Origin of the sequence: uncultured Chryseobacterium sp. (assembly GCF_936933875.1) — a bacterium.
Taxonomy (GTDB): Bacteria; Bacteroidota; Bacteroidia; order Flavobacteriales; family Weeksellaceae; genus CAKZIK01.
In genome coordinates, this window is record NZ_CAKZIK010000053.1 from 1 (window position 1) to 12,790 (window position 12,790).

Consider the following 12,790-nt stretch of genomic DNA (forward strand, 5'->3'; position numbering starts at 1 on the left):
GTATTCAAAACTTAGTCATAAAAAATGGCCGGAATTTCTTCCGACCATGACTACCTCACAGCGTGTTTTTCTATCTTTAGCCATATAAATTTTATTTCTCCAAAATTCTCTTCACTGCCTCCTTTACAGCAGTAGAATCAATTTCGTATTTCTTCATGAGTTCTGCAGGTGTTGCAGATTCTCCGAACGTATCATTTACAGCTACAAATTCCTGTTTTGTAGGTCTTTTTCTTGCGAGCATTCCGGCAACAGATTCGCCAAGTCCACCCAAATAATTGTGTTCTTCAGCAGTAACAATTAAACCGGTTTTTTCTACAGATTTCAAGATAATTTCTTCATCCAAAGGTTTAATGGTGTGAATGTTAATGACTTCGCAAGAAATTCCTTCTTTTTCCAGTTCGTCTGCAGCTACCAAAGATTCCCAAACCAAATGTCCGGTTGCAACAATCGTTACATCCGTTCCTTCCTGCAATAAAATTCCTTTTCCAACTTCGAAAGGCATATCTTCCGGAATAAAAACCGGAACTACAGGACGTCCGAATCTCAAATAAACGGGGCCTTCAAAATCTGCAATGGCTAAAGTTGCAGCTTTCGTTTGGTTGTAATCGCAAGTGTTAATCACCGTCATTCCAGGAAGCATTTTCATCATTCCGATGTCTTCCAAAACCTGGTGTGTTGCGCCGTCTTCACCCAAAGTTAATCCAGCATGAGAAGCACAAATTTTTACATTCTTGTTAGAATAAGCGATACTTTGACGAATTTGGTCATACACTCTTGAGGTTGAAAAATTCGCAAAAGTTCCAGTGAAAGGGATTTTACCATTAATGGTTAAACCTGCAGCAACGCCCATCATATTGGCTTCTGCAATCCCAACCTGAAAGAATCTTTCCGGTGCTTTTTCGATGAATTTTTCCATCTTTAAAGAACCGATCAAATCGGCACAAAGTGCAACAACATTTGGGTTTTTATCCGCCAATTCTGCTAAACCAGCTCCGAATCCGCTTCTTGTATCTTTTTTATCTAAAACTTCGTATTTCATTTTTTACTTTTTGGTGGAACTTTTGGTTCCTTATTTACTTTTTATTGATTTAATCTAAATTTTCCAGATAACGGTCCACTTTCCGTTGGTCTGATTTGTTGAGTTTCCCTTTATTTTTGTTGATGTAGAGATATTCCCGACGAATATCATCCAAAGTCATCTTAACAGCAACGGTGTGTTGGCTCGATTGTGTAAGGTACATGTCGCACATTTGTCCAGAAAGGTTTCTCAGATGTCCTTCAAATTCTTTGTTGGAAAGTTGCGGCAAGTCTTTATCCAAATTTCTGCAATGCTTCGGAATTCCGTCCCACAATTTTTCGGTATTAACACTTTCAATCGCGTAAGAGGTTTCTTCCGGCGCTTTTTTCCAGGTAGATTCATATTTTGGAAGTTCTTCATAATAGTCGTCCCAATTTGCTGCTGCTACAGAGTCCACAATTGCTGCTTCTGCAGAATCTGCATAAACAGCAGCTGTATCTACAGCATATTCGCTTTCCCACTTTTGTCTTTGCAAAGCAATAGAATCCATCATTTTTTGCTGTTTCATCATCGCAGAACGGTGGTCGAAATACACAAAATCTTTAGATTCTTTCATGGAACTCAACACCATGTAATCTTTAGAATATTCTTCTTCCGGAGCGATTTTCATCACCAAACCTTTCATAGAACCTAAAGCAATTTTTTTACGCCCAAACTGACCTAAAATTCCGGTAAGAACCGGAACATTGTTCAGCGAATTTTTATCATCAAGACAAACCTTCATGGTTTCTTTTCCGGCATCTACAGCATCTTCACCTGCGTAATAATGCTCATCATATTTTGGATAGGTTATAAGATAATGACTGCACGAAAGTCCCAAAATGGTTTCCTTCGTATTCAGCTTTTTGATTTCCGCGTCATACGTTTTACCGTCTGAAAAAGCACTTCCGTGTCCAAACATCATCATTCCAGCGGAAGAATTGCTCAACTTGTTGTTTAAGCCAATATTCACCGTGGACATGCCCAAATTATCAGAAAACATATTAATGGGAAACATATTGAAACTGGCTTGCGTAAGGAATTCTCCGGAAGTATTTCCCAAAGATTTAAAGGAAATGTCCGTCGTTTTTTCTTTTCCGCCAACAAAACTGTATTTCAGTTCTTTGCTGAAATCAATTCTTTTTTCCTGCGCATTTAAGGCCAGAAAAAGAAAAGCCGCAATAAAGGTTAAAGTTTTTTTCATTTATTTTTTTTCTTGTGTTTTAGTAATCTGCAGGAGCTTCAAGATAAAGCTGTTTGAAAGCTGTATCCAACTGTTCGTCGTTTGGTGCTTTTCCGTGCCATGCGTGAGTTCCCATCATGTAATCTACACCGTAACCCATTTCCGTATGTAGAATAATCGCGATAGGTTTTCCGTTTCCGGTTTTTGCTTTGGCGTGTTCCAGAACTGCAATAACAGCTTCCAAATCGTTTCCGTTTTTCTCTTCCAAAACTTCCCAACCAAAAGCACGAAGTTTTGCATTTAAATCTCCCAAACTCAAGACATCATCAACGTCACCGTCGATTTGTCGGTTATTGAAATCGATGGTAGAAATAATGTTATCCACTTTGTTGTGAGCCGCGTACATTAAAGCTTCCCAAACCTGACCTTCCTGTAATTCCCCATCACCGTGAAGTGAAAACACCAAACTGTTGTCGCCATCCAGTTTTTTTCCCAAAGCTGCACCTACAGCTACAGAAAGTCCCTGTCCAAGTGAACCTGAAGCAATTCTAACTCCCGGTAAACCTTCATGCGTTGTTGGGTGACCCTGTAATCTGGAATCCAGTTTTCTGAAAGTTTTCAGTTCTTCTACCGGAAAGTAGCCAAATCTCGCCAAAGTTGAATAGAACACGGGCGAAATGTGTCCGTTGGAAAGGAAGAAAAGGTCTTCGTTTTTACCTTCCATGGAGAAAGGCAGTTTGTAATTCATCACTTTACCGTACAGCGCGGTGAAAAATTCTGTACAGCCCAAACTTCCGCCGGGATGTCCTGAATTTACTGCGTGAACCATTCTCAGAATGTCTCTTCTAATCTGCGTTGTAAGCGATTTTAACTCTTCAATACTTTTACTCATTACTTTGATTTATTTGTACGCGAATTTAATATTTTTTGGTGGTTTTTGGAAATGAAAAATCCCGCTAATTGCAGGACATTTTATTTTTTAACAACCATCTTCATTATAGTAAACTGTGACTTCAACGACGACGTTGTTTTTCATCTTGAATGAAAGCACTGAATGCGCATCGTTATCAGTAAATGTGAAATAACTTTCTGATTTATTGATAGTTCCATCGTCGTTCCAACCCGGATAAAGGGAGAAACTTGAAAAATTTCTGTACGCATCAATTAATTCGTCTTTTGTAGAGCCAACACCAAGTCCACTTTTCGTTCTGAATTTTTTACTCGTCGTTGAAATATTTCCAATATTTCTATTTACACCATTTTCTGAATCAGACGATTCCCAAACATACATATTGATAATTTCACCTTTGTAATTTACAGGAGTTGGTGAATTGTTTTTGTTATCGGCCATGATTTTTTTGCCTGCAATTTTATCGGCTTCCTTCATATCCATTTTCAGATGAAAAGGTCCAATTCTCAACGTACTTAAATCGAAATTATCCTGTGCGGAAACTGCCGTAAAGAAGATCAGCAGCAAAAAGAAAGTCATTTTTTTCATTGTGTTTTTATTTGAATTTAAAGATAAAAAAAATTCCGATTGATTACTCAACCGGAATTTTCAAATTAATCTTTTTTTCTAATCAACCAGAGACCAATAAATGTCAACAAACCATTAATAATCAGCAACTCCAAACCTATTTTGAAATCACCAAAAATATTCTCCTGAAATTTATCGATGAAGTAAGAAATTACCGGAGCTGCGATACAAACGTAAGGCACCAGTTTGTCGTGAACTCTATATTTCGTGAAAATTCCGAAGGCAAAAAGTCCAAGCAAAGGTCCGTAAGTGAAACCTGCCAATTTCAGAATCAAACCAATCATCGAGTTGTCGTTAATCAGTTTGAAAATAATCACCATTACCAAAAATGCAAACGCAACGATGAGGTGCGTTCTTTTTCTGAATTTTTCTTTAGTTTTATCGTCCCAGTTTTTCTCCTTCAAGCCGAAAATATCAATACACAGCGACGATGTTAAAGCCGTCATTGCTCCATCTGCAGAAGGGAACAACGCCGAAATTAAAGCGATAATAAAAATAATGGAAATTACAGGCGGCATGTGATTCAATGCGATATCCGGGAATAATTGGTCTCCTGAAGTAGCAACACTTTCCTGGGTTCCATAAAGATGAAGCAAACCTCCCATGAAAAGGAACAAAGAAATTACCCCTACCAAAATAAATCCGAGAGTTACCATATTTTTCTGGGAATCTTTCAAACGCGTTACAGAAAGCGATTTCTGCATCATTTCCTGGTCAATTCCAGTCATTGTGATTGTGATGAATGCTCCGGCCAAAATCTGTTTAAAGAAAAATGCTTTCGAGTTCACATCAGTATTGAAAACTTCGGTGTAGCCGAGTTTGTTCATCTCTTTTAAACTTTCAAAAAAGCCTAAATTCATGTGGTTCAGCATGTAAGCAGAGCATATAATTAACCCTAAAAGCATACACGTTGTCTGTAAAGTATCGGTCCAAACGATTGTTTTTACACCACCTTCATAAGTGTAAAGAATAATCATTCCTAAAATTACCAAAGTGGTTACGATAAACGGAACGCCTAAACTCTCCAAAATGGTCATTTGAAGAATATTCACCACCAAATAAAGTCTTGCCGTTGCTCCTACTAAACGCGAAACGATGAAAATCCACGCTCCTGTTTTCAGGGAAATTTCACCCATTCTTTGTTGAAGGTAACCGTAAATGGAAGTTAGTTTTAAACGGTAATACAATGGCAACAAAATATACGCAATAACCACATAACCAATTAAATAACCAATTGTAATTTGTAAATAATGAAATTTATCTGCACCAACTGCACCCGGAACCGAAACGAAAGTTACGCCCGAAAGTGAGGTTCCAATCATCCCAAAAGCAACCAACATCCAGTTGGATTTTCGGTTTCCGATGAAGAAACTGTCGTTGTTACTGCCTTTTCCGGTTCGGTAAGCTACCCAAAGTAAAAGCGCGAAATAGGCGATGATAATACACAACAACACAATCGGATTCATAGAGTTTTGATTTTGAAAATTTCACAAATATAGGATTTTAGTTGGAAGCAGGAAGCACGGAGCACGAAGTTTGAAGCGCGAAGATTAAAGAAAAAATTTTCAAAGTTTGTTGCGGAATCCGATAATCATGTTCATCAAATGAAAACACTCTTGATAATATTTGTCAAACTGCAATTCGTTAATATAATTTCTTCTTTTGGCTTTGTGTATTCATGTTACAACTTCTGCAAGAGAACGTATAGCGTAACCTAAAAATTTTCTAAACTCGGGTTTGCTTTGGAGAATTGAACCTTCAGAAATATTTAAAGCAATTGAATCAGCAGCACGACGAATTTGTGAAGTTAAGTTGAACATTTCGGATTTTGGAAATTTTTCTGAAAACATATAAATATCTTCGGCCAAATCCATTGCTCTTTGCCAAATCAAAAGGCTTTCAAACTTAAATTTCATAAAAAATCTATTTATAATCAGTTATGACTTCGTGCTTCAAGCTTCGCACTCAATGCTTTTAACTTCTAACTCAAAACATCCTGAAATTCCGGATTCTTGTCAATCGTTTTTTTCGCAAACGGACACAATGGAATAATCTTAATCCCTTTGTCTCGTGCAAAATTTACGGCAGCTTCAACGAGCTGTTTTCCTAAGCCAAGTCCGCCATATTCCTCATCCACTTCAGTATGGTCGATGATAAATTTGTCGTCTCCTGCCCAAGTATAGGTCATTAAACCTGCGTGTTTTCCGTCTTGAAACACTTCAAAATTTTTGTCTGTTTCGTTATGTTTTACTTCTGTCATATTTTATGAATTCTTAATGAAACTTAGCGCTTTTGAAGGACATGTGCTGATTTGATTTTCAAGTTGTTCCACGGTTGCGTTTTCAGGTTTTACCCAAGGTTTTTATTTAGGATTATAAACTTGCGGCAGGATTTGCACACAAATCCCTGAATGTGTAAACAGTTTCGGTTGCCAAATCACCGTAAGTTTTCCGCTCGGATGCGGATATTCGTGCTTTTCAATGCCCATAATCTTTTTGATTTGATTAAAGTTAATGAAAAAATCTTATTTAAATTGCAAAGACAGGCTCAGCATGACATCGCTACTACTAACTGCAATTATTATAATTGTCATGCTGAGCGTCGAAGAATTCAATTCAAAAAATCTAATCCTCCAAATATCCAAATTTTCCGGTGTTGAAGTCCTCGAAAGCCTGAATAATTTCTTCGCGAGTGTTCATCACAAAAGGTCCATGTGGGAAAATCGGTTCATTTAATGGTTCTCCGCTGATAATTAAAACGATGGAATCTTCGTTTGCTTCAATTGTGAACGTTTCACCTTCGTTTTCAAACAAAACAAAATTATCGGTCGGAACTTTCTCTTCTCCGTTCACGAGAATGCTTCCTTCAATCACCAAAGCAGCCGTGTTGAAATTTGCAGGAAAACTGAATTCTGCTTTTCCTCCGGTTTTCAGTTTGGCGTTCATTAAATTTACCGGACTGAAAGTTGTGGCAGGTCCTTTTTCACCATTAAATTCACCGGAAATTACTTCTATTAAACCATTTTCACCTAAATCAACAACTTTCATATCTGCATTTTTAATCGCCTGATATTTTGGAGTACTCATCTTGTCTTTCGCCGGCAAATTCACCCACAGTTGCACCATTTGGAAAATTCCGCCTTCTTTTGCCCATTCTGTTTCGTGAAATTCTTTGTGCAAAACTCCTGAAGCCGCAGTCATCCATTGTACATCGCCTTGTCCGATAATTCCGCCACCACCGGCGGAATCATGATGCTCAACTTTTCCCTGATACGCAATGGTTACGGTTTCAAAACCACGGTGCGGATGAACACCAACTCCGCGTGGCGTCTCTGTTGCACCGAAATGAAATTTAGAATTATAATCAAGCATTATGAAAGGGTCCATTCTTTTCATATCCAATCTGTAACCGCTTGGAATAAAATTGTGTACTCGGAAACCATCGCCCACAAAATGAGGCGTTTTCGGATGTAATACAAGTTCTACTTTTTTTGTTGCCATTTTTTATCTCATTGTTTTTATTAATACTTTGTTTTTCGGCGGCGGCTTCGCCGCCGCCGAAAATTCCTTTTCAATTTCTTCAACAAAATTACATTCAAAGGAGAAAAAAAACGTTGATGTATGATAAGTTCGTATTGAATTAATTTTCAAATATTTAAATAAAAAAATCGCTACTTTTTCAGTAACGATTTTCAAGTATCAGCGTTGGTGCTGTTTCTTAATATCCTGCAGTAAACTGTTGTTTCACAAATTGCTTGTTTTCAACTTCATCTACTACTGCAACAGCTAAATCTTCTACAGAAAGCAAACTTCTTCCCTCGTCATTGAAGACAGGAGCATCTGTTCCGTAACGGTAATTTCCCGTTTTCGTTAAACCATTTCCATCGTACATTTCGATTGCCGGAGAGAAAAATTCCCAAGCCAGCGTTTCATTTTTACTCAAATTTTCCACGAAATAATTTCTTACCGAATTTGCAGCGGGATAAACGTCTTTTGAAAAATCAGGAGAATCTACTACATAATTTCCGTCAATTTTCAACGTTCCGGCTCCTCCAATCACGATTAATCTTTTCGTATTGGAATTTTCAACTGCTTTCTGAATGCTTTCCGCTCCCTTTCTATAATCTTCCGCAATATTAGGATTGGTCCAACCCGGATTGAAGGCGCTGATGACGACATCTGCATCTGCAATTGCAGCCGTTAACTCTTCCTGTTTGTACACATCCGCATTCTTTTTCTCAATATTGGTGCTTTGGTTTTCTATTTTACCAGTATTTCTTGCAATTGCAATTACTTGATAATCTCTTTCTGTAAGTTCATTCAGTATGGCATTTCCAACAAATCCTGTGGCACCGATTAATGCTACTTTCATAATTCTAATTTTTGTTGATGCAAATTTATAAAGGAAAAAACTGCTGGGAATTGATGTATGATAATAAAATTAGTTTTCCTGCGATTTCATATTGTCGCCATCGCGGAAGTGCAGTCTTCTGAAAACAAATCCCGACAAAACCGTCAAAAATCCAATCACCAGAAAAGTGTAGCGAAAGGCATTGTGCATTTCACCTTTAATAAGATGCGTATCGCCTTCAAATAATTTCAAAACGATTAATCCGAACGCTGTACCAAAACCAATTGCCAATTGTTGATTAACTGAAATCAAAGAATTTCCGCTGCTCGTCATTTCCTGTCTTAAATCGGCTATAGAAATCGTGTTCATTGAGGTAAACTGAATGGAGTTGAAAAATCCTAAAACCGCCAAAAGAGGGATGAATAGGTAAACCGATTGGTCAATTCTTGGAATCGCCATGCACATAATGATTATCCCGATGATGAATGTGTTCACCATTAAAGTTCTGCGGTATCCGAATTTATTCAAGATTTTAATGACTGAAGATTTCCCGAACATTGCTGTTAAAGCCATTGGGGCGACAATCCAGCCTGACATTACTGCACTTTTTTCAAACGCAATCTGTACCATCAAAGGAACCAAAAGTGGAACCGATGAAATCCCGAGTCTTGTCGCTAAATTCCCTAAAATTCCGACACGGAAAGTTCTGATTTGAAATAAATTCAAAGGGAAAATTGGATTGTTGTCTTTTTTGGCGTGAATGTAATAATAGTACATCAGCAAAAATCCTACAACGAAAATCACCAAAACAGGCGTCATATTTTTTGCGTTTCCAAGGAATTCTAAAGCAATTGAAAGCGCTAATGATGCTGAAGCGAAAATGAGAAAACCCTTCAAATCGAAATCCAGAATTTTAGATTTATAATCGGGCATAAATTTTAAACCTAAGACAATTCCAATCAAACCAATCGGAATATTGATAAGAAAAATCCAGTGCCACGACAAATAATCCACCATATAACCACCAACCAAAGGACCGAGGACAGGACCAATTAAGGCCGGAATAATAGCGAAATTCATTGCTTTCACGATTTCATTCTTATCAAACGTTTTAATTAAAGCCAACCTTCCAACCGGTGTCATCATCGAACCTCCCAAACCTTGAATAACCCGTGCAATAACGAGATGCGTTAAATTTTGGGAAAGTCCACACAGCAAAGAACCAGTGACGAAGAGCAGAATTGCAGCTACGAAAACTTTTTTCGTTCCAAATTTGTCCGCCAAAAACCCGGAGACTGGCATAAACACTGCCAACGTCAACACATAACTGATAATCGCGTTCTGCATATCCAATGGCGATTCTCCCAATTCTTTTGCGATGGAAGGCAAAGAAGTGTTCAGAACTGTCGAATCCAACATCTGCATGAAAATTGCCGTTGCAAGGATGAACGGCAGTATTTTTTTCGTAGAACTGTCAAAAATGGTGTTGGAATCGGGCATTTTTTAATGCATCAAAAATCAAACCTTTTCAGATCGATTTCATTTGGTAATTCACCATTATTTTCAATATGATCAAATAAAACCTTTGCAAAATAGCATCCGTTCAAGATTCCGCGTGCTCCTAAACCATTGAAAACATAGAGATTTTGATGTTGCGGATGATTTCCCACTAGTGGTCTTCTGTCTTTCACTGTTGGACGGAAACCGAAATTTTCTTCAACAACGTCGAAATCTTCTTTATAAATTTCAGAAAGTCCGTTGACCAACTGTTCAATCGCAGAATCGTCGATTTTATGGTGAAGTTGCTCTCTGTCATAAGTTCCACCATAGAAATGTACATCTTCATTCAAAGGAAAAAGAAAGTGCTTTTTCTTTACCGTGTAGCTGTTTTTAGGTTTTTCCGAAAGTTTTACACGAATGTGATGCCCTTTGTTCGGCTTTACAGGGATGTCTTTGAAGTAAGGGTTTTCGGTAACGCCCATACCTTCAGCAAAAATGATATGTTTAAAATGAAAATCTTTGTAAGAATTGGTTTCGGTATTGAGTTTTTGATACTCAAATTTCTCTTTAACTAAATAATTATTCTCATCAAAATATTTAATTAAATCTGAAGAAAAACCAGAAACATCTAATCTTGCGGACTGTTCTACTCTTCCTGTTCCAAAAGGATTTTTTACGGAGTCAATTTCTTCAAATTCTTTTGAAAGAAATGGCTTCAACTCTTCATTTTCTGATTTTTTCAGCCAAAGTTCTTTTTCTTTTTCATCATGAAAAATACGCCGGATTTTTTCTTCAATTAAATAATTTTCACCTGTATAGTTTTCAATTTCTGAGAGTGTTTTCCTCAGGAAATCAATCTGTTCCTGCGCTTTCCAGAAGGTTGTGAATTTCTTTAAAACAACGGGATTTACAATGCCTGCGGAAACTTGCGACGCACTCTTTTTGCCTTCCGAAAAAAGGACAAAAGATTTCTGATTTAAAATGAGCTGATGTGCAAAAAACAAGGCTGCATATCCGTCACCGACTATAATGTAATCTACATTTTTCATAACAAAAAAACCTGAGTAAAAGTACTCAGGTTTTCTTTATTTTCAAAGGGAATTTTAGTAATTCCACATATCGTTCTCCATCTGAAGAATCTGATTTTTGATTCTGTCGCTTTCTTCAAGCTGTTCATCTGCATCTTTCGGGATGTAATCCTTAATGACACCATTTCCTAAACCACTTTCAGATTTGTAGATGATAGAAGAAAATCTTCTAGCATTCAGCACATCATCAAAACTAATATCAGATGAAAGGTTTTTGTTATTAAACACCAAAGAATTTGCAAGAAGAGGACGAACGTTTGGATAATAAACCCAGAAAAGATCAATATAATCATCTCCAGAATCTACCAGTTCACCATCACCTCCAATAACTCCCATCGTCTGTGGATCTTTACCCATAGCAGCGATTCCTAGCAGTCTGTATTTCATTTGCGAGTCTCTTCTGTCGATGTACCACATTCCTTTCACTTTAAGAAGTTTTACATCTTCAGACTTGGTTTCGTAAACATCGGTTCCCGCTTTTTTATCAGCTTCTGTTACCGTTGCTCCAGAATTAATTTTATCTATTAAATCGTCTGAAATAACCAATTTGCTGGTACGTTTCTTAATTTCGTCTGTCCCTAATCTCGTTGTGAAAAGTTCGTCATCATAGACTTCACTAATCTTTCCGGAATTAATTCCATCAATCAAAATTTGGAACAAAGACTTGTTTTGAGAAACTAAACCATCAGAATTGTGATAGTAAGGCTGGTTAAGTTTGTCATTCATGTCAATGATTTCCCAAACAACCATACTTTTTAACACGTCTTTCTCATCAATATAGCCATAAGACAGAGGTGTAATTTCATTAGAAATAATGCTGTCTCCTTTTTTGAATTTATTTTCTTCACGCAGCTGGCGAAATTCTTCAGGCGATTTGGCGTTCAATATCGTCTGAGCCTGCGAAAATACTGTTGCTGCTATGAATAAACTACATAATAACTTTTTCATTGATAAATAGATGAATTGTTTTTTTAATACTCTAATTGGTGACATTAATCGTCACGTTACTTGGGGTTTTAGGAACACTGTTACCCATTCCTGTTGCAGTAACTTCAATATCCATGATCGTTACTTTATCTCCCTGTCTAAGGTTGGTGAACATGTTTGCCACTTCGCTTAATGAATTTCCACTCACAAATGCAGTTGGTTTACCTGGAACTTTTACTTTGAAACCAGTTACAGTGAAGCTTACGGGATAAACAAATCCTGGCATATCTACACTTACGACTTGATTTTTAATAGAGTTTGCAGGCATTGCAGTTGCACTTTTTCCTCTTACTGTTCCAACAACTGGTGGAAGTTTTTTCACCATATATTTGGTAGATTTTCCGTTTACTGTCAGCGTTACTTCATCTACAGGACCAGGAGTTACTGTCCATTTTCCTCCACCACCGGAAACTGATGCTCCAGAAGCGGAAATTTGAGTACCTGCTGTTGCTCCATCAATATTTACCGGGTTCGGGAAACCTTGGTAAAGTACAGTTCCTGAAGTAATCGTAGCACTGTAATCCTGTGTTTGATCCTGTTTGTGATCTTCAGTTTTATTAGAAGTCATTGGAGGAACAATCATTGGAGTTTCTGTTAACATTGTTGCATTAGGATCGGAAATAACACTTTTCCCCTGCAAATAAATTGATAATGCATCCGACTGGATATTTCTTACCTCCGTCTCCAAAATTTCTAAATTGGATAATGCAGCAACCATTGGCTGGTTGTAAAATTTATGCACTAGCCATGTTTTACCATTTTTCTTTTGCGCGTACTCGGTAATTAAGTTTTGTTTAGCTCTGTTTACAACAGTTGTAAACTTCTCATCACCTTCAAACTTCTGTACTATAAAATTGCGAAGTGCATTTATTTTATTGATTACAGATTTTGCTTCTGCAGAAGGTTTGCTTTCCTCACCTCCCTGGAAAAATACTGTTGTTGCAGGTTCAGTACTGTTAAGACTGTTATAATCAAAGTCTTTTTCATTATACTTAAAGCCTGTCATAGAAAGCATTTTCGTTTTTAATCCTTCAATTTCTTTAACTAAATCATCACCATGAGTTTTCAACTCTGTATAATTTTGAAAA

14 protein-coding genes and 1 pseudogene are annotated in these 12,790 nt (G+C 37.2%); all 15 read right to left on the reverse strand.

What is annotated here, in order from left to right; genetic code table 11:
* Positions 1–91: 91 nt before the first annotated feature.
* Positions 92–1,039: a transketolase family protein gene (locus Q0252_RS07800; protein ID WP_297985117.1), complete on the reverse strand. Its 948-nt coding sequence runs from the start codon at positions 1,037–1,039 to the stop codon at positions 92–94.
* Positions 1,040–1,088: 49 nt separating this feature from the next.
* Positions 1,089–2,261 carry a hypothetical protein gene (locus Q0252_RS07805; RefSeq protein ID WP_297985119.1) on the reverse strand — a complete coding sequence of 391 codons (1,173 nt, stop codon included), beginning with the start codon at positions 2,259–2,261 and terminating at the stop codon, positions 1,089–1,091.
* Between the two features lie 19 nt (positions 2,262–2,280).
* Positions 2,281–3,132 carry a transketolase gene (locus tag Q0252_RS07810; protein ID WP_297985122.1) on the reverse strand — a complete coding sequence of 284 codons (852 nt, stop codon included), beginning with the start codon at positions 3,130–3,132 and terminating at the stop codon, positions 2,281–2,283.
* A gap of 87 nt (positions 3,133–3,219) precedes the next feature.
* Positions 3,220–3,738 (reverse strand): hypothetical protein, encoded by a 519-nt coding sequence (locus tag Q0252_RS07815; RefSeq protein WP_297985123.1) that lies wholly within the window; start codon positions 3,736–3,738, stop codon positions 3,220–3,222.
* Positions 3,739–3,803: 65 nt separating this feature from the next.
* A complete protein-coding gene (locus tag Q0252_RS07820) occupies positions 3,804–5,243 on the reverse strand; it encodes a sodium:solute symporter (protein WP_297985125.1) in 1,440 nt (479 codons plus the stop codon).
* A 210-nt stretch (positions 5,244–5,453) separates the two neighbouring features.
* Positions 5,454–5,693 (reverse strand): four helix bundle protein, encoded by a 240-nt coding sequence (locus tag Q0252_RS07825; RefSeq protein WP_297985127.1) that lies wholly within the window; start codon positions 5,691–5,693, stop codon positions 5,454–5,456.
* Positions 5,694–5,758: 65 nt separating this feature from the next.
* Positions 5,759–6,037, reverse strand: a complete 279-nt coding sequence (locus tag Q0252_RS07830) for a GNAT family N-acetyltransferase (RefSeq protein ID WP_297985129.1) — start codon at positions 6,035–6,037, stop codon at positions 5,759–5,761.
* A 3-nt stretch (positions 6,038–6,040) separates the two neighbouring features.
* Positions 6,041–6,127 (reverse strand): annotated as a pseudogene (locus Q0252_RS12315) ((4Fe-4S)-binding protein); the annotation flags it as partial.
* A 12-nt stretch (positions 6,128–6,139) separates the two neighbouring features.
* The gene (locus Q0252_RS12320) at positions 6,140–6,265 is read right to left on the reverse strand and encodes a hypothetical protein (RefSeq protein ID WP_367174830.1); all 126 of its coding nucleotides are present in this window, start codon (positions 6,263–6,265) and stop codon (positions 6,140–6,142) included.
* Positions 6,266–6,401: 136 nt separating this feature from the next.
* A complete protein-coding gene (locus tag Q0252_RS07840) occupies positions 6,402–7,277 on the reverse strand; it encodes a pirin family protein (protein ID WP_297985130.1) in 876 nt (291 codons plus the stop codon).
* 217 nt (positions 7,278–7,494) lie between these two features.
* Positions 7,495–8,148: an NAD(P)-dependent oxidoreductase gene (locus Q0252_RS07845; RefSeq protein WP_367174831.1), complete on the reverse strand. Its 654-nt coding sequence runs from the start codon at positions 8,146–8,148 to the stop codon at positions 7,495–7,497.
* A 69-nt stretch (positions 8,149–8,217) separates the two neighbouring features.
* Positions 8,218–9,627 carry a DHA2 family efflux MFS transporter permease subunit gene (locus Q0252_RS07850; protein ID WP_297985131.1) on the reverse strand — a complete coding sequence of 470 codons (1,410 nt, stop codon included), beginning with the start codon at positions 9,625–9,627 and terminating at the stop codon, positions 8,218–8,220.
* Between the two features lie 11 nt (positions 9,628–9,638).
* Positions 9,639–10,676: an FAD-binding oxidoreductase gene (locus Q0252_RS07855; protein ID WP_297985133.1), complete on the reverse strand. Its 1,038-nt coding sequence runs from the start codon at positions 10,674–10,676 to the stop codon at positions 9,639–9,641.
* Positions 10,677–10,730: 54 nt separating this feature from the next.
* Complete coding sequence (gldN, locus tag Q0252_RS07860) at positions 10,731–11,663, reverse strand: gliding motility protein GldN (RefSeq protein WP_297985134.1); 933 nt, start codon at positions 11,661–11,663, stop codon at positions 10,731–10,733.
* 31 nt (positions 11,664–11,694) lie between these two features.
* Positions 11,695–12,790: GldM family protein (locus Q0252_RS07865; protein WP_297985135.1), on the reverse strand; the 1,096-nt coding region annotated here is incomplete at its 5' end.